This is a genomic window from Ralstonia pickettii, from assembly GCF_000607165.1.
Taxonomy (GTDB): Bacteria; Pseudomonadota; Gammaproteobacteria; order Burkholderiales; family Burkholderiaceae; genus Ralstonia; species Ralstonia holmesii.
In genome coordinates this window covers 102,658-125,969 of sequence record NZ_JFZG01000006.1, presented here as the reverse complement: position 1 = coordinate 125,969, position 23,312 = coordinate 102,658, and the positions used below count along the sequence as shown (strand labels likewise).

At 61.6% G+C, this 23,312-nt stretch carries 18 protein-coding genes, 4 tRNA genes and 1 pseudogene; 12 read left to right on the top strand and 11 right to left on the bottom strand.

Going from position 1 to position 23,312, the window contains the following annotated elements; genetic code table 11:
• Positions 1–79: 79 nt before the first annotated feature.
• Together BG83_RS0106755 and BG83_RS0106750 are read left to right on the top strand one after the other, a co-directional pair.
• Positions 80–1,330, top strand: coding sequence for an aspartate kinase (locus BG83_RS0106755; RefSeq protein ID WP_024976002.1), 1,251 nt, complete (start codon positions 80–82; stop codon positions 1,328–1,330).
• 150 nt (positions 1,331–1,480) lie between these two features.
• A tRNA-Ser gene (locus BG83_RS0106750) sits at positions 1,481–1,574 on the top strand.
• A 184-nt stretch (positions 1,575–1,758) separates the two neighbouring features.
• Here the strand turns inward: BG83_RS0106750 and fabI are convergent.
• The gene (fabI, locus tag BG83_RS0106745) at positions 1,759–2,553 is read right to left on the bottom strand and encodes an enoyl-ACP reductase FabI (RefSeq protein WP_024976001.1); all 795 of its coding nucleotides are present in this window, start codon (positions 2,551–2,553) and stop codon (positions 1,759–1,761) included.
• Positions 2,554–2,862: 309 nt separating this feature from the next.
• Here fabI and BG83_RS0106740 point away from each other — a divergent pair, with 309 nt between their 5' ends.
• The 5 genes from BG83_RS0106740 (at position 2,863) to BG83_RS0106720 (ending at position 9,498) form a co-directional block, all read left to right on the top strand.
• Positions 2,863–4,749, top strand: coding sequence for an extracellular solute-binding protein (locus BG83_RS0106740; RefSeq protein WP_024976000.1), 1,887 nt, complete (start codon positions 2,863–2,865; stop codon positions 4,747–4,749).
• A 16-nt stretch (positions 4,750–4,765) separates the two neighbouring features.
• Positions 4,766–5,818 carry a microcin C ABC transporter permease YejB gene (locus tag BG83_RS0106735; RefSeq protein ID WP_024975999.1) on the top strand — a complete coding sequence of 351 codons (1,053 nt, stop codon included), beginning with the start codon at positions 4,766–4,768 and terminating at the stop codon, positions 5,816–5,818.
• Between the two features lie 14 nt (positions 5,819–5,832).
• Positions 5,833–6,957 (top strand): ABC transporter permease, encoded by a 1,125-nt coding sequence (locus BG83_RS0106730; RefSeq protein ID WP_024975998.1) that lies wholly within the window; start codon positions 5,833–5,835, stop codon positions 6,955–6,957.
• On the top strand, positions 6,954–8,609 hold the full coding sequence (locus BG83_RS0106725; protein ID WP_024975997.1) for an ABC transporter ATP-binding protein: 1,656 nt from the start codon (positions 6,954–6,956) through the stop codon (positions 8,607–8,609). Before BG83_RS0106730 ends, BG83_RS0106725 begins: the two co-directional genes overlap by 4 nt.
• 241 nt (positions 8,610–8,850) lie before the next feature.
• Positions 8,851–9,498, top strand: a complete 648-nt coding sequence (locus BG83_RS0106720; RefSeq protein WP_024975996.1) for a C40 family peptidase — start codon at positions 8,851–8,853, stop codon at positions 9,496–9,498.
• Between the two features lie 62 nt (positions 9,499–9,560).
• Here the strand turns inward: BG83_RS0106720 and BG83_RS0106715 are convergent, their stop codons facing one another.
• A complete protein-coding gene (locus BG83_RS0106715) occupies positions 9,561–10,517 on the bottom strand; it encodes a patatin-like phospholipase family protein (protein WP_024975995.1) in 957 nt (318 codons plus the stop codon).
• Positions 10,518–10,721: 204 nt separating this feature from the next.
• Between BG83_RS0106715 and gltX the strand changes: the two genes are divergently transcribed.
• From gltX to BG83_RS0106695, 4 genes are all read left to right on the top strand, one after another.
• Positions 10,722–12,119 carry a glutamate--tRNA ligase gene (gene gltX, locus BG83_RS0106710; protein ID WP_024975994.1) on the top strand — a complete coding sequence of 466 codons (1,398 nt, stop codon included), beginning with the start codon at positions 10,722–10,724 and terminating at the stop codon, positions 12,117–12,119.
• 126 nt (positions 12,120–12,245) lie between these two features.
• A tRNA-Ala gene (locus tag BG83_RS0106705) sits at positions 12,246–12,321 on the top strand.
• A 118-nt stretch (positions 12,322–12,439) separates the two neighbouring features.
• A tRNA-Glu gene (locus BG83_RS0106700) sits at positions 12,440–12,515 on the top strand.
• Positions 12,516–12,579: 64 nt separating this feature from the next.
• Positions 12,580–12,656 (top strand) — tRNA-Asp (locus BG83_RS0106695).
• A gap of 104 nt (positions 12,657–12,760) precedes the next feature.
• On the opposite strand, the gene BG83_RS0106690 is transcribed toward BG83_RS0106695, so the two are convergent.
• From BG83_RS0106690 to BG83_RS0106665, 6 genes are all read right to left on the bottom strand, one after another.
• Positions 12,761–14,107, bottom strand: coding sequence for an MATE family efflux transporter (locus tag BG83_RS0106690; RefSeq protein ID WP_024975993.1), 1,347 nt, complete (start codon positions 14,105–14,107; stop codon positions 12,761–12,763).
• Between the two features lie 18 nt (positions 14,108–14,125).
• Positions 14,126–15,916, bottom strand: a complete 1,791-nt coding sequence (locus BG83_RS0106685) for an ArnT family glycosyltransferase (RefSeq protein ID WP_024975992.1) — start codon at positions 15,914–15,916, stop codon at positions 14,126–14,128.
• A 169-nt stretch (positions 15,917–16,085) separates the two neighbouring features.
• Positions 16,086–16,346 (bottom strand): type B 50S ribosomal protein L31, encoded by a 261-nt coding sequence (locus BG83_RS0106680; RefSeq protein ID WP_004626237.1) that lies wholly within the window; start codon positions 16,344–16,346, stop codon positions 16,086–16,088.
• Between the two features lie 203 nt (positions 16,347–16,549).
• On the bottom strand, positions 16,550–17,107 hold the full coding sequence (locus tag BG83_RS0106675) for a hypothetical protein (protein ID WP_024975991.1): 558 nt from the start codon (positions 17,105–17,107) through the stop codon (positions 16,550–16,552).
• Positions 17,104–17,970, bottom strand: a complete 867-nt coding sequence (locus tag BG83_RS0106670; protein ID WP_024975990.1) for a zinc-dependent peptidase — start codon at positions 17,968–17,970, stop codon at positions 17,104–17,106. The genes BG83_RS0106675 and BG83_RS0106670 overlap by 4 nt, the downstream gene beginning before the upstream one ends.
• A 63-nt stretch (positions 17,971–18,033) precedes the next feature.
• A complete protein-coding gene (locus BG83_RS0106665) occupies positions 18,034–18,702 on the bottom strand; it encodes a LuxR C-terminal-related transcriptional regulator (protein ID WP_009238433.1) in 669 nt (222 codons plus the stop codon).
• A 376-nt stretch (positions 18,703–19,078) separates the two neighbouring features.
• Here BG83_RS0106665 and BG83_RS28570 point away from each other — a divergent pair, with 376 nt between their 5' ends.
• On the top strand, positions 19,079–19,657 hold the full coding sequence (locus BG83_RS28570) for a hypothetical protein (protein WP_235193163.1): 579 nt from the start codon (positions 19,079–19,081) through the stop codon (positions 19,655–19,657).
• Positions 19,658–19,863: 206 nt separating this feature from the next.
• Here BG83_RS28570 and BG83_RS27635 read toward each other — a convergent pair.
• The 3 genes and pseudogenes from BG83_RS27635 to trxA form a co-directional block, all read right to left on the bottom strand.
• Positions 19,864–21,237, bottom strand: a pseudogene (locus BG83_RS27635) (sigma 54-interacting transcriptional regulator).
• A gap of 267 nt (positions 21,238–21,504) precedes the next feature.
• Positions 21,505–22,767, bottom strand: a complete 1,263-nt coding sequence (gene rho, locus BG83_RS0106650; protein WP_004626250.1) for a transcription termination factor Rho — start codon at positions 22,765–22,767, stop codon at positions 21,505–21,507.
• A 189-nt stretch (positions 22,768–22,956) separates the two neighbouring features.
• Entirely contained in the window at positions 22,957–23,283 is a 327-nt protein-coding gene (gene trxA, locus BG83_RS0106645; protein WP_004626253.1) for a thioredoxin TrxA, read from the bottom strand.
• Positions 23,284–23,312 lie beyond the last annotated feature (29 nt).

Genomic DNA, 23,312 nt, shown 5'->3' with positions numbered 1-23,312 from the left:
GGATTGCTTGCCGATCGATGCAAATTGCTGTATTTTCAAAGGCTTTTGCACCGCTCCGCCTCCTCCAGATCTTTCCAAGATGGCTCTCATCGTTCACAAATACGGTGGCACCTCGATGGGTTCGGTTGAACGCATCAAGAATGTCGCCAAGCGCGTTGCCAAGTGGCACCGTGCAGGTCACCAGATCGTGGTCGTTCCGTCGGCCATGTCTGGCGAAACCAATCGCCTGCTGGGCATGGCCAAAGAGATTTCGGCCCAACCCGACCCGCGTGAACTCGACATGATTGCCTCGACCGGCGAGCAGGTGAGCGTGGGTCTGTTGGCCATCGCGCTGCACGCCGAAGGCATCGATGCCCGCAGCTACACGGGCTGGCAAGTGCCGGTGAAGACCGATTCGGCCTACACCAAGGCACGCATCCAGTCGATCGACGATGAGCGCGTGCGCGCTGATTTGGACGCCGGTCGCGTGGTCGTCATTACCGGCTTCCAGGGTATCGACGGCGAAGGCCACATCACCACGCTGGGCCGTGGTGGTTCGGATACCTCGGCCGTGGCGGTTGCCGCGGCGCTCGAAGCCGACGAATGCCTGATCTACACCGACGTCGACGGCGTGTACACGACCGACCCGCGCGTGGTGGACGACGCCCGTCGCCTGGACAAGATCACCTTCGAAGAGATGCTGGAAATGGCCAGCCTTGGGTCCAAGGTGCTGCAGATTCGCTCGGTGGAGTTTGCCGGCAAGTACCGCGTGAAGACCCGCGTGCTGTCGTCGCTGACCGACCCGCTGATGCCGCTCGACGTCGAGATGAACTCGGGCACGCTGATTACTTTTGAGGAAGATTCGAACATGGAAGCCGCCGCCATTTCCGGCATCGCCTTTGCCCGCGACGAAGCCAAGATCACCGTGATCGGTGTGCCGGACAAGCCTGGCATCGCTTATCAGATCCTGGGCCCGGTCGCCGATGCCAATATCGACGTCGACATGATCATCCAGAACCAGTCGGTGGAAGGTAAGACGGACTTTACCTTTACCGTGCCGCGTGGCGAATACCAGCGCGCCCTGGCGATCCTGAACGACAGCGTGAAGGCGCATATTGGTGCGGCCAGCGTGTCGGGCGACCCGAAGGTATCGAAGGTTTCGGTGGTGGGTGTGGGCATGCGCTCGCACGTGGGTATCGCCAGCAAGATGTTCCGCACGCTGTCGGAAGAGGGCATCAACATCCAGATGATCTCCACCTCGGAAATCAAGATCTCGGTGCTGATCGATGAGAAGTACATGGAGCTGGCCGTGCGCGCGCTCCACAAGGCGTTCGAGCTGGATCAGGCGTAATCGGCTGAGCTGGCACCGGATGGCCGGGGTGGCGACCCCAGTGGGCCACAGATTCTCACCGCGTGTCATGCAGTTGTCGTTGACCGGGTGGGGTGAAGTGGCTAGAATACGCGCTTCGTTGCACGGGCTCCTTCGTGCGACGCAAGTTTGGGAGACGTGGCCGAGAGGTCGAAGGCACTCCCCTGCTAAGGGAGCATCCGGGCCAAAACCTGGATCGAGGGTTCGAATCCCTCCGTCTCCGCCAGTTTGGCGCTTCTCGCGGGAAGTGCACACAACAGGCGGATGCGAGTTGAGCTGACGTGACGGCTCGCATTGCACTGCACGTCAAAAAGCCCGCATGGTTTGCGCCATGCGGGCTTTTTCTTTGTCTGCTCCGCACGCGTGCGCCTTCCTAAGATGGCGCGCGCATGCGTTAGTGCATTAACGCATCAGCCTTGGCCGACGACGTCCGGCACACCGGCGGTCACGTTGAAGCCACAGTCCACGTACGTGATCTCGCCAGTCATACCGCTGGCCAGATCCGACAGCAGGAACGCCGCCACGTTGCCAACCTCCTCGATGGTGACGTTACGGCGCAGTGGTGCCACGTCTTCCATGTATTTGAGCAGCTTGCCGAAATCCTTGATGCCGGATGCAGCAAGCGTCTTGATCGGACCCGCCGAGATGCCGTTGGCGCGGATGCCCTTCGGACCCAGAGCGCTGGCCAGGTAACGCACGCTCGCTTCGAGCGACGCCTTGGCCAGGCCCATCGTGTTGTAGTTTGGGACCACGCGCTCAGCACCCAGGTAGGTCAGGGCGAGGAGCGAAGCATTGGGCGAGAGCATCGGCAGCGCGGCCTTCGCCAGCGCGGGGAAGCTATACGCCGAGATGTCGTGCGCGATGCGGAATGATTCGCGCGACAGGCCGTCCATGAAGTTGCCGGCAATCGCTTCGCGCGGCGCAAAGCCGATCGAGTGCACGAGGCCGTCGAAGTGGTCCCAGTGCTGGCCGAGATCTTCGAAGACCTTGGCGATCTGCTCATCGCTGCCGACGTCGCAATCAAACACCAGCTTGCTGTCGAACTCGGTGGCGAATTCAGTAATGCGGTCTTTAAAGCGTTCGCCGACGTAGGTGAAGGCCAGTTCCGCGCCTTCGCGCTTGCACGCGCTGGCGATGCCGTAGGCGATCGAGCGGTTGGACAGAAGGCCGGTAATCAGAATGCGCTTGCCAGCGAGGAATCCCATGGTTTCTCCGTACAAATGTGGGGCAACGTCGCGCCCGTATGTTGCCGTGGTCACTCGTCACTGCGGTGACGCAGCGGCGGTATCCGGGGCGCGAGGCAATTAGGTGGGCGCGATCATACCGGAAAGCGAGGGGCGGCTCCGCATTTGCGCAGTGCCGCACAACCCCTGCCAGCCTTGTCAATGCGGGACGATCCCCGGGCCGGAATTGGTGGGATTGCGGTGTGAGGGCGTTAGAATCGTCCAAAACAGTTTTTCAGACAGCGATCAATCGGATCAACGCATGCAAGGATATTGGGGGCAAGGGGCGCAATGAGCGTGCGCGTTGCGACACACAAGCGAGCCATAGCGCTGGTCAGCCTGCTGGCGGCGATCTGCGCGACACCCGCCTGGGCGGCCCATGGCTACGCCGAATATGGCGACCTCAAATATCCGGCCGGTTTCTCCAACTTCGGCTATCTGAACCCCAAGGCGCCCATCGGAGGCATGCTGCTGCTCGGCAACCCCGACCGGCGCACAAGCTTCGACAAGTTCAATCCGTTCACGATCAAGGGCACGTCGGCGCCGGGGCTGAATCAGCTTGTCTTCGAGAGCCTGCTCATTACGAGCTGGGACGAAACCGCCAGCGGCTATGGGCTGCTTGCGGACGATGTGACGGTCGCCCCCGACGAGCTTTCGGTTACGTTCCACATCAACTCCCGCGCGCGATTCTCCAACGGCGATCACGTACGCGCGTCGGACGTTAAGTACTCCTACGACATGCTGATGGGCAAGGGCGCGAGCCCCGCCTACCGCAGCATGACAGCGGATGTGGCCAAGGTGACGGTGGTGGACGCGAGCACCATCCGCTACGAGTTCAAGCGCAAGAACAAGGAGCTGCCGCTCATCGTCGGTGGGCTGCCGGTGTTCTCGCCAAAGTGGGGCAAGGGCAGCGGCAAGCCCGATGACCCGGACGGCGGAAAGGATGTCGCGTTCGACAAACTGACCTTCCAGGACCCGGTTGCCAGCGGCCCGTATGTGATCGAGCGTTTCGATCCATCGCGCGGCATTACCTTTCGGCGCAATCCCGACTATTGGGGCCGTGACCTGAACGTGCGTCGTGGTTCGTTCAATTTCGAGCGCATCCAGTACAAGCTCTACAAGGATGAAACCGCCCGCCTGGAAGCCTTCAAGGCCGGCGAGTACGACGCCATGGTTGAGTACCGCGCCAAGAACTGGGCCAAGAGTTACGTCGGCGTGAAGTTCCGCAGCGGCGAGCTGATCAAGAGCGAATTCCCGCATCGCAACGGCGCGGGCATGCAGGGCTTTGTGATGAACCTGCGGCGGCCGCTGTTCCAGGATCTTCGGGTGCGCAAGGCGCTGGCGCTGGCGCTTGATTTCGAATGGCTCAATCGCCAACTCTTCTATGGCGCCTACCGCCGGCTCGACAGCTACTTCGCCAATAGCGAACTGGCCGCGTCGGATTCGCTCACGGGCATGCCCGGCAAGGGCGAGCTGGCGTTGCTGGAGCCGCTGCGCAGCAAGCTCGATCCGGAGGTGTTTGGCGTGCTGTCCGCGCCGCCTTCGACTGACCCTCCCAGCTCACTGCGTGACAACCTGCGGCAGGCGCGTCGCCTATTGGCCCAGGCCGGTTGGACGTACGCTGACGGCGCGCTGCGCAACAGCAAGGGCGAACCGTTCGTCTTCGAGATGCTCGACGACGGCGGCGCCATGAGCCGCGTCATGGCGGCGTATGCGCGCAACCTTGAGAAGCTCGGCATCCAGGTCAACCAGCGCATGACCGATTTCGCGCTTTACCAGAAGCGGTTGGAAGAGTTCGATTTCGACATGATCTCGCTGCGCTTTCCCGATTCGCAAAGCCCCGGCAATGAGCTGAAGGACCGCTTCGGCTCGGCTGCGGCTGACGAGGCTGGCTCGGACAACGTGATCGGCCTGAAATCGCCCGCCGTCGACGCACTGATCGACGATGTGCTGCGCGCTGACAGCCGCGACGAGTTGATCATCGCTTCGCGCGCGCTCGACCGCGTATTGATGCAAGGCTGCTATGTGATTCCGCACTGGTATTCGGCTTCGCACCGCGTGGCCTACAACAAGAACCTGATGTACCCGGATCGTCTGCCGTATTACTACTCGGCCGAGGCCTGGGTGCTGACGGCCTGGTGGCGGACACCGGAATCCGCCCAATCGGCTGCCAAATGACCGCATCGGTGACACCATGTTCGCGTACCTGATCAAACGGTTGCTGCTTCTGATCCCGACGCTGATCGGCGTGATCACGCTCACGTTTGTCGTGATCCAGTTCGTGCCCGGTGGCCCGGTCGAACAGATGATGATGGAGATGAAAGGGCGCGGCGCCGGCGGCGAGGCCAGTGGTGGCGGCGCGTTTGACTATCGAGGCCGCCGCGGCGTCGATCCCGAGAAGATCAAGGAAATCCGCGCGCTGTATGGTTTCGACAAGAGCCCCGTCGAGCGCTATTTCCTGATGCTCGGCCGTTTTGCGCGCTTCGACCTGGGAGAGAGCTATTTCCAGCACCGCAGTGTGTGGGACCTGATCAAGTCGAAATTGCCGGTATCGATTTCGATTGGGTTATGGACGTTCTTTCTCACGTATCTGATAGCGGTACCGCTCGGCATTGCGAAGGCCGTGCGGGCGGGCAGCCGGTTTGATCTGGTGACAAGCATCATCGTGTTGGTCGGTTACGCCATCCCGGGGTTCGTGCTCGGGGTGTTGCTGCTTGTGCTGTTTGGCGGCGGCACGTTCTTCCAGTGGTTCCCTATCCGGGGCATCACATCCGACAACTGGGATCAGCTCAGCCTGCTCGGCAAGATCACGGATTACCTTTGGCACATCACGCTGCCCGTCATGGCGTCGGTGGTGGGAAGCTTTGCCGTCATCACCATGCTGACGAAGAACGCGTTCCTAGAGGAAATCCGCAAGCAGTACGTGCTGACGGCGCGTAGCAAGGGACTGTCGGAGCGGCGCGTGCTGTGGAAGCACATCTTCCGCAACGCGCTGCTGCCGCTCGTGACGGGCTTCCCGTCGGCTTTCATTGGAGCATTTTTCACGGGGTCGCTGCTGATCGAGCAACTGTTCTCGCTCGATGGAATGGGCCTGCTGTCGTATGAGGCGGTGATGCGGCGCGATTATCCGGTCGTGCTCGGCACGCTGTACCTGTTCACGCTGATTGGGCTGGCTGCACGGTTGATTTCCGACGTGTGCTACGTGCTGGTCGATCCGCGTATCCATTTCGGCTCGGTTGGGCGATAGGCGGGCCGGCAACCATGACCCAGTATTCGCGCACTTCCACGCATCCATCCAATACGGCAGCGCCGCATCCGGTGCGACACTCGCCGTCGCCCCTCAAGCGTGCGTGGCGCCGCTTCAAGCAGCATCGGCTTGGCTATTGGAGCCTGCTCATCTTCGTGGTGCTGTTCGTGCTCAGTCTGGGCGCTGAATGCATCTCCAATGACCGGCCGCTGGTGGTCAAGTATCACGGCAACTGGTATTTCCCGATCGTGAAGGCATACCCTGAGACGACCTTCGGCGGGGATTTTCCAACACCGACGGATTACCTCGATCCGTTCATCCGAGACAAGTTCAAGGAGCCGGGAAGCTTTGCGATTTACCCGCCCAATCCGTATTCGTACGAGACGCTGAACTACTTTTCGAAGGAGCCCAACCCGGCGCCGCCCTCGGCCGAGAATTGGCTCGGCACCGATGACCGTGGCCGCGATGTGTTCGCGCGGCTGCTGTACGGCTTCCGCGTCTCGGTGCTGTTCGGGCTGGCGCTCACGGTGCTGGGCGTGCTGGTCGGCACGCTGACTGGCGCGCTGATGGGCTTCTTCGGCGGGCGCTTCGACATGGTGTCGCAGCGGCTGATCGAAATCTGGAGTTCGATGCCTGAGCTGTACTTGCTGATCATCTTCGCGTCGATCTTTACCCCCAGCCTCGGGCTGCTCATCATCCTGCTGTCGCTGTTCGGGTGGATGAGCCTGTCGGATTACGTTCGCGCCGAGTTTTACCGCAACCGCTCGCTCGACTATGTGAAGGCCGCGCGCGCGATGGGCCTGTCCAGTTGGCAGATCATGTGGCGCCACATCATGCCCAACAGCCTGACGCCTGTGATCACCTTCCTGCCGTTCCGCATGAGCGCGGCCATTCTTGCGCTTACCAGCCTGGATTTCCTGGGCCTTGGCGTACCGCCATCCACACCGAGCCTTGGTGAACTCCTCGCGCAGGGCAAGGCCAACCTGGATGCGTGGTGGATCTCGCTGTCGACTTTCGTGGTGCTCGTGCTGACCCTCGTGCTGCTGACCTTCATGGGCGACGCACTGCGCGATGCCTTCGACACGCGCCTGTCGTTCGCCCAACTGCGCACGCGCCAGAAACCCGCGGGGGTGAAATGACCCGCGTCGATCTGCGTTCCTCCGCGCCGAAGTACGACGGCCCGCTGCTGCGGCTGGATGACTTATGCGTGCATTTCGAATCCGAGCACGGCGAGGTTACGGAAGCCGTCAAGCATGTCTCGTTCGACTTGCACGCTGGCGAGCGCTTCGCGTTGGTGGGCGAATCGGGCTCGGGTAAGTCAGTGACCGCGCTATCGATCATGCGATTGTTGGCTGACGCGCAATACAGCGGCCGCATCCTGCTCGAAGGCCGTGACCTGCTTGCCGCGAGCGAGCGGGAGATGCGCGGCCTGCGTGGGGCCGATGTCGCCATGGTGTTCCAGGAACCGATGACGGCGCTCAATCCGCTGTACACGATCGGCAACCAGATCGTCGAAACGCTGGAGCTGCACGAAGGCCTGGACAAGCGCGCCGCCAAGGCACGCGCGATTGCGCTGCTGGAACGCACCGGCATTGCCGAGGCGCCGCGCCGGTTTGACGCCTTCCCGCACCAGCTATCGGGTGGCCAACGCCAGCGCGCAATGATCGCCATGGCGCTGGCGTGCTCGCCGAAACTTCTGCTGGCCGATGAGCCAACCACCGCGCTGGACGTGACGGTGCGCATGCAGATCCTGCAATTGCTGCGCGAGCTGCAGGCCGAGTTCGGCATGGCCATCATGCTGATCACGCACGACCTGAACATGGTGCGCGTCTTTGCCGAGCGCGTTGGCGTGATGGAGCGGGGCGTCCTGGTCGAGATCGGTAACACGGCCGACGTATTTGCCGCGCCCCAACATCCGTACACCGTGCGCCTGCTTGAGAGCCGCCCGCAGCGTGACGTGCTGCCGCTGGTGCCGCTTGCGCCCGTGCTGCTCGAAGCCGACAAGCTGACGGTCACCTACGAACGCCATCGCCCGGGGTTTGCCGGCTGGTTTCGAACCGATCCGTTCACCGCGGTCGATTCCGTGTCGCTGCAACTGCGTGAAGGCGAGACGCTCGGCATCGTGGGCGAATCGGGCTCTGGCAAGACCACGCTCGCGCAGACGCTGCTGGGTCTGCAAGCGGCAAAGAGCGGCGACCTGCGTTTCCTTGGCAACTCGCTGCTGCGCATTTCGCGCGACGAGCGTCGCGCTGTGCGGGCGCGCATGCAGGTGGTGTTTCAAGACCCCTACGGTTCGCTGTCGCCGCGCATGACGATCGAGGAGATCGTCGGCGAAGGGCTGGCGCTGCACCAACCCCATGTCAACGCCACAGAGCGCCGTCACCGCGTGATCGAAGCCCTGCGCGAGGTCGGCTTGGACCGCACGGCGCTGGGCCGCTATCCGCATGAATTCTCGGGCGGGCAGCGCCAGCGCGTCGCCATTGCCCGCGTGCTGATCCTCAAGCCGCAGTTGCTGGTGCTCGATGAGCCGACTTCCGCACTTGATGTGTCGATCCAGCAGCAGGTGCTTTCGCTGCTGTCCGCCCTTCAGAAAAAGTACAACCTGTCGTATCTATTCATCAGCCACGACCTTGCTGTCATCCGCGCGATGTCACATCGCGTGGTGGTGATGAAGGATGGAAAAGTGGTGGAAGAGGGCGACACTGAAGCGGTGTTGGCGTCCCCCTCACACCCCTACACCTGCAAGCTGATGGCGGCTGCCTCACTCATCCCTGCGCGGGATAACCCCTAAAACCCAATGCTTTTGCCCCGAATCAGTGCAGTTCTGATGCGCTGTTTTTGTAAGAATGCGCATCTAAAGTCATGTCTAAGTGCCTGATTTGCCTGTGGATTCCGGAGAATTTGTAACGACCTTTGACAAGTCAAAGTGTCACTTTTATCATCCTGCGAGATTGTTTTAACAAGATTCGGACTGTTCTCATTTGCGGTGCCATATCTTGGCCGCATCATTACGAGTTTCCGAGGGAGAACCAATGCAGCATTTCGTACTTCATTCCATGGCGCGTCTGGCGGTAGGGGTTGTGATCGGCTGCGGCGTGATCGTGTCGAATGCAGTGCATGCTGATACGGTCTTCAAGGACACGGAAGTCCGCGCCGACGTCAAGCCCGAAGCCAAATCGGGCCTCATCTCGAACGTGATGAGCAAGACCGGCGACGTGGTCATGAACGCACTGGGCATGATCGGCCTGCGCTACCGTTTCGGCGGCAACACGCCGGAGTCGGGCCTCGACTGCAGCGGCTTCGTCCGCTACGTCTTCAACGACACCTTCGGTTTCCTGCTGCCGCGCCGCGCTGTGGAAATGAGCCGTGTCGGCACCAGCGTAGAAACAGCTGAACTGCGTCCCGGCGACTTGGTGTTCTTCAATACCATGCGCCACACCTTTTCGCACGTCGGTATCTATATCGGCGATAACAAGTTTGTACATGCGCCGTCCACGGGCAGCAAGATCCGCGTGGATGACATGACCGCCTCGTACTGGGTGACGCGCTATAACGGCGCTCGCCGCATCGAAGGCAACTCAGGCGCCGCAATCAAGGACGGCGCCGACAACTTTGTCGAGCAACTCAAGCGCGTCGATCCGAACGCTGCCGGCAAGCCGCTGGCAATGTACGGCGGTTGATTCGCTGCTGCCCAATTAGAAAAGACCGCCTTGGCGGTCTTTTTTGTTGCCTGTGAGGGGTATCAGTGCGGCGGCAGCGGGGTGCCGACGATGGTTTGCGTCAGATGCAGCTTCTCCCGCAGCAGTGGCATGGCAGCCTGGGCGGCCTGTTCGCCCGCGAGAATCGCCTCGTTGCGCGCGGTGAAGTCGCTGCCCTTAACGAACGGCAGCGACGGTGTGATCACCACATCCGCCTGGGCCAGCTCGGTTTTGTTGATGCTCTGGCCCATGATGGCCGTCGTCTGCAGCAGCATGCTCGCCTGCCCCGATACCGCCTGGTTGGACGGGTCTGCCGAGATATTCACCGCAATCACGAACGTAGCGCCCATCTGCTTGACGTACGTAACCGGCACGGGCGCCACCAGGCCGCCGTCCACGTATTGGCGGCCGCTGATCGTTACCGGCTGGAACACGCCTGGGATGCTGCACGACGCACGCACAGCCTGCCCGGTATTGCCGCGCCGGAACAGGATCGGCTTGCCGCTCGCCAGGTCCGTCGCGATGATGCCCAGTGGAATGTGCATCTGTTCGATGGGCTTCTGCTTGACCAGCCGGTTGATGTACTTCTCCAGCGCCTCGCCCTTGAGCCAGCCGCCGAAGCGCGTGCCGAAGGGCAGCGCCCAGTCGGCGATCATGGCCTCGTCCATCTTGAGCGCCATGCGGTTCATTTCCAGCCCTGACATGCCCGACGCGTAGATCGCCGCCACCACGCTACCCGCGCTCGTGCCGGTGATGAAGTCGATCTGAATGCCTTGGGCTTCCAGCATCTTGATGACGCCGATGTGCGCAAAACCACGCGCGGCACCGCCGCCCAGTGCCAACCCGATCCGCACGGGTTGTGTGGCCGGCTGGGCCGTGGGCGGCAGCACGGCCGAGGCCGGGGTGACTGGCGTTTCAGTTTTGCTGGACGAGAAACCCGTCACGGTGCAGGCAGAGAGGACGGAGGCGCCGGCGGCGCCCAGGAAGAGGCGGCGTTGCATGAGGAGGTTGGGCGGTTTGGTATGCCGCGCAGTGATGTTCAGTCGTAACCGAGCGCACTGCGGCTGGCCGCCATTGTGCCAAAGTTCAGCGACAGGTCGGCCGGATATGCGTGGCGCGGTTGCTATAATTTCGGTTTTGATAGAGGCCGCTCAGGATCCGCGCTCAGGGTCCGACCACGCGGCCTTATTCGTTCAGCCATTCCTATGACACAGCGCGTACGCACTCGTTTCGCCCCCAGCCCCACTGGCTTCATCCACCTCGGCAACATCCGCTCGGCACTCTATCCGTGGGCCTTCGCACGCAAGATGAAGGGAGACTTCATCCTTCGCATCGAAGACACCGATGTGGAGCGTTCCAGCCAGGAAGCCGTCGACGTGATCCTGGAGGCGATGGACTGGCTGGACATGGACATCGATGAAGGCCCGTTCTACCAGATGCAGCGCATGGACCGTTACCGCGCCGTGGTCGCGCAGATGGTGCAGCAGGAACTGGCTTACCCGTGCTACATGAGCACCGAAGAGCTCGACGCCCTGCGCGAAGCGCAACGCGAGCGAGGCGAGAAGCCCCGTTACGACGGTACCTGGCGCCCCGCGCCGGGGAAGGTTTTGCCGACGCCGCCAGCGGGCGTACAACCTGTGATCCGCTTCAAGAACCCCATCGGGGGCAGTGTCGTGTGGGACGACGCAGTGAAGGGCCGCATCGAGATCTCCAACGACGAACTCGATGACCTCGTGATCGCCCGCCCTGATGGCACGCCCACGTACAACTTCTGTGTGGTCGTGGATGACATGGACATGCAGATCACCCATGTAATTCGCGGCGACGACCACGTCAACAACACGCCCCGCCAGATCAACATCCTGCGCGCGCTAGGCGGTACGCCGCCGGTTTACGCTCACTTGCCGACCGTGCTCAACGAGCAGGGCGAGAAGATGAGCAAGCGCCACGGTGCCATGGCTGTTACGGGCTATCGTGATGCGGGCTATCTGCCAGAAGCCATCGTCAACTACCTTGCCCGCCTGGGCTGGGCGCACGGCGACGCGGAGATCTTCTCGCGCGAGCAGTTCATCGAATGGTTCGATCTCGAGCACCTGGGCAAGTCGCCCGCGCAATACAACCCTGAGAAGCTCGCCTGGCTGAACAACCACTACATCAAGCAGGCCGACAACGCGCGTCTGTCTGGTCTGGTGAAGCCGTTCATCGAAGAGCTGGGTGGCAAGGTGGATGGCGGCCCCGTGCTGGCCGACGTGATTGCGCTGGTGAAGGATCGCGCCAACACGCTTCGTGAAGTCGCCCAAACGGCGCTGCTGTTCTATCGCACGGATCTGGCTGTCGATCCGGCACTGGCTGCGCAGCACCTCACCGACGATGTGCGTCCGGGCATTGCCGCACTGGCTGAGAAGCTCGGCGCGCTGCCCGAGTGGACGCGCGAGGCCATTGGCGCCGCCTTCAAGGAAGTGCTCGCGGCACAGGGTTGGAAGATGCCGAAGCTGGCGATGCCGGTGCGCCTGCTGGTAGCAGGACAACTGCAAACGCCTTCGATTGATGCGGTGCTGGAATTGTTCGGCCGCGACGTTGTTCTGCGTCGTCTAACGGCGTGATGTGTGCGGCGCAAAAAATTTTGCGGAAGGGTATTGCCAAGCGCTAAATACATCCCCTATACTCTTGTTTTCGCTGCAACACGAAGCGAAATGCAGTGAGAAGCAAGCAGTAAAAGGCAGTACCTCGGGGCTATAGCTCAGCTGGGAGAGCGCTTGCATGGCATGCAAGAGGTCAGCGGTTCGATCCCGCTTAGCTCCACCAAAATGCCGGAAGATTCGATTCAAAAAATAATTTGAAAAGAGGCTTCCAAAACGCAAAAAAGTTCGTTATAGTAGCGGACTTCGCAGCGTAAGACAGAAAGCGTTGCAAAACAGTTTCTGTCCCCTTCGTCTAGAGGCCTAGGACATCACCCTTTCACGGTGAGTACAGGGGTTCGAATCCCCTAGGGGACGCCAAAACAAGAGCTTAACCAGAAGCTCATTAGCAAAATCAGTCTCTAGCTGATTTTGCAACCGACACGGAGCGGTAGTTCAGTCGGTTAGAATACCGGCCTGTCACGCCGGGGGTCGCGGGTTCGAGTCCCGTCCGCTCCGCCAAATCAAAACCCGCTGCTTGCAGCGGGTTTTTTCTTTTGCGCTTTTCATTCAATGCAAGCCAATCAAGATTGATGCTGCTTTAAAGTGAGTGTGAATGGCTTGCTTTAATCGGCAACGCGGCTTACGCGATTGAAATAGCTGACCAGCAACGCGCCAGCCACCATCAAACTGAGTCCATTGGCGGCCCAGAAGCCGGCTGCCCCGCGCAGTGCCGCGGCAACGTCCCCCAACAGCCCAAATCCGAGCACATAGCCGCCACCAAGGCCAACACCCCACAGCGATAGCGCATAGATGACGGTTGGGATGAGAGCGATCTTGTATGCGCGCAGGATGAACGCTGTCATGACTTGCAGCGCATCGAACATCTGATAGAAGGCGATGAAAGGCAGCAGCGGCACCGCAATCGCCAGGACAGCGGCATCGTGCGTGTAGAGGCTGACCAACTCGCGCCGCAAGAACAACACGGCCGCGCCAACGATGACCGCACACATCACCGCCAACTTGATGCCGTTCAGCGAGATGCGCCGAGCTGCTACGCGATCGCGGGCCCCGATTGATTGCGCTGCCAGCGTGGATGTCGCGATCGATAGCGACAGCGGCACCATGTACGCAACCGCTCCAAGGTTGGCGGCAATCTGATGCCCGGCCAGTGCCACCGTGCCAAGGCGCGCGATGAAGATCGCCATCAACGTGAACGACGTGATCTCGATCAGGTAGGTGAAGCCCATCGGCACACCCAGGCGTACCAGTGCCCACAGCCGCGCACGGTTAGGGGGCGAGTAGTGCGCGAAAATCGCGAAGGGCTTATAAGCCGGATTGCGCATCAGGATGGCGGCCGCTGCGACGAACCACAGCCAGCTGATGATCATCGAGGCGAGTGCGCAGCCCGGGCCGCCCATCGCAGGGACGCCCATGCCTCCATAGAGAAACAAGGCGTTGAGAGGAAACTTGATGGCGAGGCCGGCGAGCTGCAGCATCGTCACCATCACCGGGCGCGACAGCGCGTTGTTCAACGCAGAGTAGATCCGGAAGCCGAGCGCCGCAGGCAATGCGAGCGCTTCATACCGCAAATAGGCGGTGGCTTTCTCGGTGAGTTCCGGCGTGGCGTTTGCCAGTTGCAGCAGCGGGGCTGGGAACCACAGGATCAGCATGCCGATTGCCGCGAGCACCAGTCCGAGCCAAACTGCCTGGCGCACTTCTTCGCCGATCTCGCCGTACCTTTGCGCTCCGTAGAGTTGTCCGGCGATAGGCGAGAGCGCTTGCAGCACGCCCATCAAGCTGATGTACACCGTCACGTAGATCGACCCGCCGAGCCCGATGGCCGCGAGGTCTGCCGCAGAGGCGCGGCCGGCCATCGCTGTATCGAGTACGCCGAAGGCGATGACAGCCAACTGGCCGATCAGTACCGGCCAAGCCAGTTCGGTAATGCGGCGGACGTCGGCGACAAACATGTGGGTGCTACGGAAACGTTATTGGCGTAGCTTGCGCCGGCGTGTGGTTGCCGGTGTCGGCGGCGGATGTGTGGCGGCAGCAGCCTCGGTCAGGCGGTACATGCGGAAGTGCTCGTCGCGGTCGGCGGGACGGCGGCCTTCCCAGATCAGGCGCCACTCGTAGTTGGAGACGCTCGTCGGTGCGCCGTAGTCGTACGGGTCGTGGCGCAGCAGGATGTCGCAGTTGTCTTCGGCGCTACCAAAACGGATGTGGCCGAAGTACGCAAACGAGGCAAGTTGCGCATCGCCCATGCGGATCGGCTGCACGCACGTGTAGGTACGCGGCAGTGCAAGGGCGGCCGACTGCGCGACGTCGCGATATGTCTTGGCGTAGTTGATGGTGGGCAGCCACAGCGTCATCATCAGCACCCACATCAGTGTCGTGCCGGCGGCCGAGATCACCACTGCACGCCAGATGGCCTTGGGCGCCCGCGATGTGCGCCAGACGACGATGAGCACCCACGCCGCGGTCACGAGCAGCGCGCTGATCAGCGCTGTCCAACTGAACTCGGGTCGATAGCCCGGCACGATGCGATACACGTTGCGCGCGAGCTGAGGCGGAAAGCCCGTCATCTTGGCGATCCACAGCAGCCATAGCGTCCCGCCCAAGATGGTGAAGGCCAGCAGCGCAAACCAGTCGATTGCGCTGATGGCGCCTCGTTTGAGCGTCGGCAGCGCGAACGTCGCCATCACGGCCATCGGTGGAATCAGCAGCAGGAATCCGTCGTCGCCCGGGTGGGGCTGCATGAGCAGCAGCACTAGCTGCGGCAGCAGGACGGCCAACGGCAACGTGATATGCGGAGCGGTGCGCATGCCGCCCCAGCTCTTCCACGCCCATGCAGCCAGCGGCCAGACTGGCCATGCGAATAGTGGCAGGTTGCGAGCGACAAAGCCGAGCGAATGAGCCGTCGGGCCAGCGTATTGGTGGCGATCGAAGCGCGCCCATTCGCGGACGTACGTCACCGCGTCAGTCGGATTATTTGCCAGCAAGTACGCCATCGCCGGCCATGAGCATCCCAGCGCGAGCGACACGGGCAGCGCAACTGTCAGAAGCGGCCGTAGCGGCAGCACACGCGTGGCATGCGCGGCGATCAACACGGCTACCATGATTGTCAGTGGCAGGATTGGGCCGCCCGCCAGCGACAGGCAGCCGATGCCGATGCCATAGATGAGGCTGCCGTGTACCGGCTTGTCGAGCGCCCGGATCAAGCCATACACCGCAACCGCCACGAAGCACAGCGCCCCGACCAGCGGTGTCGTTTCGTGACCGCGCTGTGCCAGGCCCACACAGGCGAGGAAGATCAGCAGCGCGCCATCGGCCAGCGTACGGCCGTAGTCGCGCGTGTTGGGCTGGCCACCGAAGACGAATTCAAACGGTTGAACTTCCGCGCGGCGACCCAGCAGATAGGCGCCATACCAGATGCATGCGCTGGTGACGAAGAAGAAGAGGGCGGTGGCCAGGCGCGACGCATCCGCCGGCCCGAGCCATTGTCCGAAGAGGCGAATGAACGCGCCGCCGATCCAGAACACCAGCGGCCCCGATTGCACGATGGGGCGCCCGACGATGTTCGGCATTAGCCAGTCCTGCGCGTTGCCGGTGGCCAGCGTCCACATCGCGCCGAAGCCGGCGGCGTCTTCGTTCTTCCACGGGTCGCGCGAGAACAGCCCTGACAGGCCGTAGATCACGCAGATGGCGAGCAGCAGCCAACGCGGTAACTCGCGGGTGGCGGCAGCAGTCAGGCGGATGCGCGAGACGCGGGTGGTGTTCATCGAGTGTCAGACCGGGCGAGCCCGGTCGGGGTTGCACAGCGACGTGCGGATCGTAAAGAGGGGCCGAGCCAACGGCCTACCATGTGCCGAGAAACAAAAAAGGCAGCCGGAGCTGCCTTTTTCTGACCAATGAGACGGGCCATCTGGTGAGCCGTCTCCGGCGCCGGTATTACTTGGCAGCCTTGCCGATCTTGCTGCCGAACTTGTTGCGGAACTTTTCCACGCGGCCTGCCGTGTCCAGAACCTTTTGCTGGCCCGTGTAGAACGGGTGCGATTCGGACGAGACTTCGATCTTTGCCAGCGGATATTCCTTGCCGTCCAGCGTGATCATTTCCTTGGTCTGGATGGTCGAGCGGGTGATGAACTTGAAGTCGCTGGACATGTCCTGGAACACGACTTCGCGGTAATTCGGGTGAATGCCTTCTTTCATGATGGGCCCTGGGGTAGAGGTAGCCAATTCGCGGCGCGCTTCAGGTGCTCACATGGTAGGAGCCACCGTGCGACCAGCCCTCGAATCACTTGCCGGGTGGAGAAACGAGGATTATGCCAGAGAAACAAAGGCTTGGGCAACGCGCTTGCCGCAAAATCCGTCGTGCCGGCGCATCGAAAAGTGACTCGGGAAGCCTATTTCGATCAAGGTTTGGCCAAGCGTTCGATCGTGAGCACGCCGTGGCCGTCCAGATCCATGATCTTGGTGTCGCCGACGCGCAACGAGGTGTCGAGATTGCGTGCCCAGGTGTCGACGCGTGCAGGGGCATCGGTGTCGGGCGACGGCTGGAACCGATGCAGCGTTACACCGATGGACAGCGTCTGGAACTCGCCCGACACGACCATCGGCCGCAGGGTGACGTCCACGCCGGTCTTGGCCCAGCGGTGGCGCATGAATTGGCAGGTGGTGGTGTCGCAGCCTAGCGGGATCGTGTCATCGGGCAGGCCGGCGGCGAAGCGCGCCTCCCATTCTTTGCGAGGCATTGAGCCACCCACGTCGTATGTATGGGTACGTTCGAGTAGTGCGACGTGCTGGCCCGTGGCGGATGTATCGGCCGAAAGCGTGACGCGTTTGGTCTCGGATTGCCCATCGAATTGCGCGGTGACGCTGAGGATCACAGGCACGGTCGGTTGCGCCAATGCGGTGCCGGCAGCGAGGCAACAACCGAGCAGCGTTGTGCGAAGCGCTTGGTGAATCGTCATGGCAGGAATCCCTCCTGGCGTTGCTCAGCGTCCAGCACGCGCCGTGCCGGATCTTGCAGGTAGAAGGCTTGCAGGAGCGAGTACAACGAAGGAAGCGTCTCAAGCAAGGCCACCGGTTCAACGAAGAACACTTCCGACGCTACCGCAAAGAACTCGGCCGGATGCTGTGCGCCATAAGGGTCGAGCAATGAAAGGATCGGGTCGTCGCCCCACCGGCGCTCCGGAATCTGCTCGCAACGATTGGCGAAGGCGTCGTACTCGGCATAGAGGTCATCGGCCCATTGCTCGCGGTCAACATTGGCATGCAGGCGCGATGAAAACGCCGGGATGCCGTCCGACTCGCCGTTGAGCATATCGAGCTTGTGTGCAAACTCGTGTACGACCACGTTGTACGGCTGCACGCCTGGCTCAGCTAGTGCGCCCCCGAGTTCGATGTCCTGCCACGAGAGGATGACGGGGCCGTGCTCCCATGCCTCCCCAGCAGCTTCTTCACGCACGTTGTGCACGACGCCGTCTTCATCCATGACTTCTTTGCGGATGACGAACTCGCCGGGGTAGATGACCACGCCGTGCCATCCGCCGTACCACGACATGCCCAGCTCCAGGATCGGCACACTGGCTTGCACGGCGACGTTGATCACCATGTCGTCGGTGAGCGGCAAATCGTGCGCGGTGGTGAATTCCTTTTCGGCGATGAAGAGCGTGGCCGTTTCACGCAGACGTGCAAGGTCCGCGTCGGACCAGTCGAGTAGGAAGGGCAGGCCATCGAGCGCACGTGACCACAGCGCGTCGGAGATGGCGTAACGGGTCAGGCGCCGCGTGCGTGCGCGGCCGGAGAACCACCGGAGGACGGACGAAAGCATGCGTCCAGTATATCGGCCGTCGCTTGCAGCTTTGCGACGCGCGCTTGCGCCCTTGTCGGAGGATCAGGCGACTGAGAGGAGTCGTGCACCGCGCTGATTGGCGACATACACGGCCTCGGTGCGGCTACGGACTTTAAGGCGCCGATACAGCGTGCTGATATGCGCCTTGGCTGTTGCCTCGGAGATGTTCAGCATGCGGCTGATGGTCTTGACCGGATGCCCGCGTGAGAGCAGCACCAGAATCTCGTACTGCCGCGGCGTAATGCCGAGCAGCTTCGGATCGGTCTGCGGATCGCCCGCGAGCGCCGGGTTGGGCGCGCCGTCCAGGCGTGATTCCGGCAGCAGCGCGCTGGCCGGAATGTATTGACCACCCACCAGAACCAGCTCCAGCGAAGCTGCGATGACTTCGCCCGGCGAGTGCTTGAGTGTGTAGCCTGACAAGCCCATCTGCATGAGCGTGCGGATGATGTCGGGCGATTCGGATTCGGCCAGCACGACCACGTGGCGCGCGTGCGGCCGGTGCATGATCTCGCCGATGGCCGACAACTCGTCCAGATGTGGCAGCGGCAGGCCGATCACAAGAAGACCGGCGTCGGCATTGGTTTCGATGGCGTCGAACATCCCTTCGTCCGGTTCGACGACTGTGACGCCAGTGACGCCTTTGAGCGTCCGTAGCAGGTGCGCAATGCCTGTACGCACCAACGGATGGGCTTCGATCAAAACAGTGTTCATCGTTGTTCTCGACCTGTTACCGATCTTGCGAACATCCTTGTCGCCCAGGCGAGATGCAGGCCGGAGCAGACCCCCGTTCCGAATCATTTTAGTGGCGGAAGTCAAAAATGACAGGCGCCACGGCCATGCCTCGGGACCCTCATTGCTGCGTTCTGGGTACTGTAGCCCAGCGTTTGCCAGGGCGAGCAATTCGACCACCGGAGAACCCGCGTCCACTAACAGCGGTTTTTATGGCGACAGCTGTTTCAGTCGCGACACAAAAATCGCATGCCATGCCGGGTTGGGCGTTTCTCCGTATGGAAAATATCCCGTTAAAACAAGGCGTTAGCCGTCATGGCATAGATGTCGCTCTATACCCGTCGGGGAGGAGCGAGCCATGCCGACAATCGCGCAGCGCTGTGCTCGACGTTTGCCGTTCGGGTGGACGGTCGAGAAGACCGGAGTGGTCGCGAATCGCACGGCCATGATCGTCATGATGCCGGTGCTCGCGGTAGACGGGGATCTCGTCGTGCGGCGTGCAATCACGCTGCTGATCGCCCTTCGAAGCGTTCTCGCCGATACGTTGCCGGCGCGACTCGCATTCGGTCTCATTCCCACCCGCGCATTCGATCCATCCACCTGTTCTGTCGTGTCCGCACTCACGGACGGCGAACTGAGTACGTCGCATGCGTGGCTTAACAATCCAACGGCGACGTGGCTTGCGCAATCCCCCCGGAAGTGGGGTGCTGCCGGGTATGTGCCAGCTACCGCGCCAGATTGCCTGCGCCGCAACAGTCTCTTGGCAAAGGTTGTCGCTGGTTGCGCGGCCCTAGGTGCACCAAAATGTGGCGCTTTCGCAACGTACGCCGAACAGCCCGACATGGCGGCTGTTCAACGGTTTCGTGCTCCGTCCCCCGGCGGGCACTCTTTTCTCAATAGCCATCCTCGAGCGGGATCCCGATGCAAGTCAATCTGACAGCGTTTGCAGCGCTGGCGCCTCCGGTTCCTTCAGGCGCCAGCCGCAGAATTCAGTGTACTGAACCAAGTATTGATAGGTCGGATGGGATGAGCAGTGCTGGAAGTGGGCCCTGTCCAGCCGCCCCCTGCTTTCCCAAGAACACGTCTAGGGGACGTAGCACGCTTGCTACGCCCCTTGGAGGAATCAAACCGATGAGACCGAGCCTAGGCCGTATGCAGCGGATGCTCTGCCCGAATGCCGTGCTTCTGCATCAGCCGATACAGCGTGACGCGAGACACTGCCAATTCGCGCGCCGTCATGCCCATATGGAAGCCGTTGCGCGCGATGGCCGTGCGGATGGCATCCGACTCGGCGCCTTCGCGCGCTTCTTCCAGCGTCTGGCCCGACACGGATGCATAGCCTTCGAGGTGCAGGTCAGCGGCGGAGATCTTGCGGTTGTCGGTCATCACCAGCGCGCGGCGCACGCGGTTGATGAGTTCGCGCACGTTGCCCGGCCATGGGTAATGCATCATCGCGTGCAACGCGCAGGGCGTGAACCCGCGGATGCGGTGCGACGCTTCGCTGGCGTGCTGGGCGAGGATATGTTCTGCCAGCAACACGATGTCGCTGCCGCGCTCGCGCAGCGGTGGCACCGACAAGGTCAGCACGCACAGTCGATGAAACAGGTCGGTGCGGAATCCGCCGTGATGTTGGGCCGCTTCCAGATCCACGTGCGTTGCCGAGATGATGCGGAGGTCCAGCGGAATCGCCTGATGCCCGCCGAGCCGCGTGATCGTGCCTTGCTGCAGGAAACGTAGCAGGCTGACCTGGCTCTCGAGCGGCAGGTCGCCGATTTCATCGAGGAACAGCGTGCCGCCATTGGCATGTTCGACCCAGCCGATATGACGTTGATGCGCGCCGGTAAATGCGCCTTTTTCGTAGCCGAACAATTCGGACTGGATCAGGTGCGGCGGAATCGCCCCGCAGTTGATGGCGATGAACGGCCCGCTTGCGCGCGAAGAAGCTTCGTGAATGGCCTGCGCAGTCAGCTCTTTACCGGTGCCAGACTCGCCCGCGATAAAGGCTGGCGCACTGTTCTGCGCGACCTTGCGGATGGCGCGGAACAGGTTATGCATGACCGGGCACTCACCCAGCATGCGCGCATGATTTGCCTTGGGCGCCGGCGTGGCTTCCTGGGCGAGCGATGCCATGCCCCAGGCGTGACGCAGCGAATACGCAGCCTCGTCCGTACGCAGCGGCATCTAGACGTAGTCCACGCAGTAATCGCGCACCAGCTGGCGTACGCGCTCGTGGTTCAGCATGGCTGGCGGCAGCGCTGCCACCCAACCCACGTGCGAGACCTGCATGCAGCGTTCGAGCAAATCCAGCTCCGCAGCCGAGAACGCGCTGCTGAAATCGACCAACCCCGCCACGGGAACGCCGTCGCGAATGGCGCAACCCAGTTCACGCATCGACGTTACGCGCCGCACGTGCCACTCCGCACCCAGAATCGTCTCGTCAATCTCCCCCATCCCCGCGCGCGACGCCACCACGACGGTTCGGCACGCAGCAGTACATTCCAGCGACTCTTCGCGCATGGTTTCCCCCGTTCCATTCTTGGTGTGGTTCGTTCTTTGCCGAGGCGGCTCGGCCAGGGCAGGCTTGCAGTATGGTTGCCGGGTTTCTGTTTTGCGATGAAGTTTAAGGACGATGGAAGCAAACGCTTGCGCGCGAGCCCTGTAATGCAAATGAACTAGCGAATTTCACAACTTTGGCGAGAAAATCCGCTGGAAAAACAGGCAGTTGACTCAGCAATAAAAAAGCGCACCACAATGGGTGCGCTTTTCGCTATGCAGGCAGGAGACTTAGCCACCGCGTCGCATCATGTCGAAGAACTCGGCGTTGTTCTTCGTCGTCTTGAGTTTGTCGAGCAGGAATTCCATTGCCTCGACTTCATCCATGTCATGGATGAACTTACGCAGGATCCACACCTTCTGCAGGATGTCCGGTTTGATCAGCAGTTCTTCGCGGCGCGTGCCTGACTTGTTCAGGTTGATGGCAGGGTAGACGCGCTTCTCAGCCAGGCGGCGTTCCAGGTGCACTTCCATGTTGCCGGTGCCCTTGAATTCTTCGTAGATCACGTCATCCATGCGGCTGCCGGTTTCGATCAGCGCCGTGCCGATGATGGTGAGCGAACCACCTTCTTCCAGGTTACGTGCAGCACCGAAGAAACGCTTCGGACGCTGCAACGCGTTGGCGTCGACACCGCCGGTCAGCACCTTGCCAGAGGTTGGCACCACGGTGTTGTAGGCGCGTGCCAGGCGCGTGATCGAATCCAGCACGATCACCACGTCCTTCTTCAGTTCGACCAGGCGCTTGGCCTTTTCGATGACCATTTCGGCCACCTGCACGTGACGCACGGCAGGCTCGTCGAACGTCGAGGCGACCACTTCGCCGCGCACGGTGCGCTGCATTTCGGTCACTTCTTCCGGGCGCTCGTCGATCAGCAGCACGAACAGCTCGGCTTCCGGATGATTGGTCGCGATGGCGTGCGCAATGTGCTGCAGCATCACGGTCTTGCCCGACTTCGGGCTTGCCACCAGCAGCGCGCGCTGGCCGCGACCAATCGGGGCAATCATGTCGATGATGCGGCCGGTGATGTTCTCTTCGGCCTTGATGTCGCGTTCGAGCGTGAGCGGCTTGTTCGGATGCAGCGGCGTCAGGTTCTCGAACATGATGCGGTTCTTGACCGCCTCAGGAGGCTGCGTGTTGACCTTGTCGACCTTCACCAGCGCGAAGTAGCGCTCGCCATCCTTGGGCGTGCGGACTTCACCTTCGATGGTGTCGCCGGTGTGCAGATTGAATCGGCGGATCTGTGACGGGCTGATATAGATGTCGTCGGTGCTGGCCAGATACGAGGTTTCCGGCGAGCGCAGAAAACCGAAGCCGTCGGGCAGCACTTCAAGTGTGCCGTCACCGAAAATCGTTTCCCCCTGTTTCGCCTTCTTTTTCAGGATGGCAAACATCAATTCCTGTTTGCGCATGCGTTGGGCGTTATCGATCTCCAACTGCCCCGCCATTTCCAGCAATTGGGACACGTGCAAGGATTTCAGTTCTGTCAGATGCATAGACGAAAGATGAGGGAAGGGCCCGAACGGGCGGCGAAACGAGAAACGGGGGGAGGGGGAAAGGTCGAGCGAACGCTCGGAGAAACAGATTGGCTGCAATCTTAGCACAACGCTGGCGAGCTTCCAGGCGGAAGTGCGCCAGCGTGGGTGAGGGGCAACGCGAAGGGTCGCCCTCAGCCGAAAAAGAGCTTACAGATGGCTGTCCAGGAATGCGGTCAGTTGCGACTTGGACAGTGCGCCCACCTTTTGCGCGGCCACAGCGCCGTTCTTGAACAGAATCAGCGTCGGGATGCCGCGAATGCCGAACTTGGCCGGCACGCCCTGGTTCTCATCGACGTTGATCTTGGCGATCTGCACCTTCTCGCCGTAGTCCTTGGAAACTTCGTCCAGGATCGGGGCGATCATTTTGCAGGGACCGCACCATTCGGCCCAGAAATCGACCAGCACGGGTTTGTCGGACTTGAGCACGTCTGCCTCGAAGGACGCGTCGCTCACATACTTGATCTGTTCGCTCATGGCGGGAACCTCTGTTATTTCGTAAAAGC

Excerpts from the sequence above, each read along its gene's own strand:
- BG83_RS0106740 (WP_024976000.1), top strand. The coding sequence starts at position 2,863 with ATGAGCGTGCGCGTTGCGACACACAAGCGAGCCATAGCGCTGGTCAGC.
- BG83_RS0106725 (WP_024975997.1), top strand. The coding sequence starts at position 6,954 with ATGACCCGCGTCGATCTGCGTTCCTCCGCGCCGAAGTACGACGGCCCG.
- BG83_RS0106670 (WP_024975990.1), bottom strand. The coding sequence starts at position 17,970 with ATGCTTTCGTCCGTCCTCCGGTGGTTCTCCGGCCGCGCACGCACGCGG.
- BG83_RS0106685 (WP_024975992.1), bottom strand. The coding sequence starts at position 15,916 with ATGAACACCACCCGCGTCTCGCGCATCCGCCTGACTGCTGCCGCCACC.
- rho (WP_004626250.1), bottom strand. The coding sequence starts at position 22,767 with ATGCATCTGACAGAACTGAAATCCTTGCACGTGTCCCAATTGCTGGAA.
- BG83_RS0106665 (WP_009238433.1), bottom strand. The coding sequence starts at position 18,702 with ATGAACACTGTTTTGATCGAAGCCCATCCGTTGGTGCGTACAGGCATT.
- BG83_RS28570 (WP_235193163.1), top strand. The coding sequence starts at position 19,079 with ATGCCGACAATCGCGCAGCGCTGTGCTCGACGTTTGCCGTTCGGGTGG.
- BG83_RS0106755 (WP_024976002.1), top strand. The coding sequence starts at position 80 with ATGGCTCTCATCGTTCACAAATACGGTGGCACCTCGATGGGTTCGGTT.
- BG83_RS0106675 (WP_024975991.1), bottom strand. The coding sequence starts at position 17,107 with ATGACGATTCACCAAGCGCTTCGCACAACGCTGCTCGGTTGTTGCCTC.
- BG83_RS0106690 (WP_024975993.1), bottom strand. The coding sequence starts at position 14,107 with ATGTTTGTCGCCGACGTCCGCCGCATTACCGAACTGGCTTGGCCGGTA.
- BG83_RS0106680 (WP_004626237.1), bottom strand. The coding sequence starts at position 16,346 with ATGAAAGAAGGCATTCACCCGAATTACCGCGAAGTCGTGTTCCAGGAC.
- BG83_RS0106720 (WP_024975996.1), top strand. The coding sequence starts at position 8,851 with ATGCAGCATTTCGTACTTCATTCCATGGCGCGTCTGGCGGTAGGGGTT.
- gltX (WP_024975994.1), top strand. The coding sequence starts at position 10,722 with ATGACACAGCGCGTACGCACTCGTTTCGCCCCCAGCCCCACTGGCTTC.
- BG83_RS0106730 (WP_024975998.1), top strand. The coding sequence starts at position 5,833 with ATGACCCAGTATTCGCGCACTTCCACGCATCCATCCAATACGGCAGCG.
- fabI (WP_024976001.1), bottom strand. The coding sequence starts at position 2,553 with ATGGGATTCCTCGCTGGCAAGCGCATTCTGATTACCGGCCTTCTGTCC.
- BG83_RS0106715 (WP_024975995.1), bottom strand. The coding sequence starts at position 10,517 with ATGCAACGCCGCCTCTTCCTGGGCGCCGCCGGCGCCTCCGTCCTCTCT.
- BG83_RS0106735 (WP_024975999.1), top strand. The coding sequence starts at position 4,766 with ATGTTCGCGTACCTGATCAAACGGTTGCTGCTTCTGATCCCGACGCTG.
- trxA (WP_004626253.1), bottom strand. The coding sequence starts at position 23,283 with ATGAGCGAACAGATCAAGTATGTGAGCGACGCGTCCTTCGAGGCAGAC.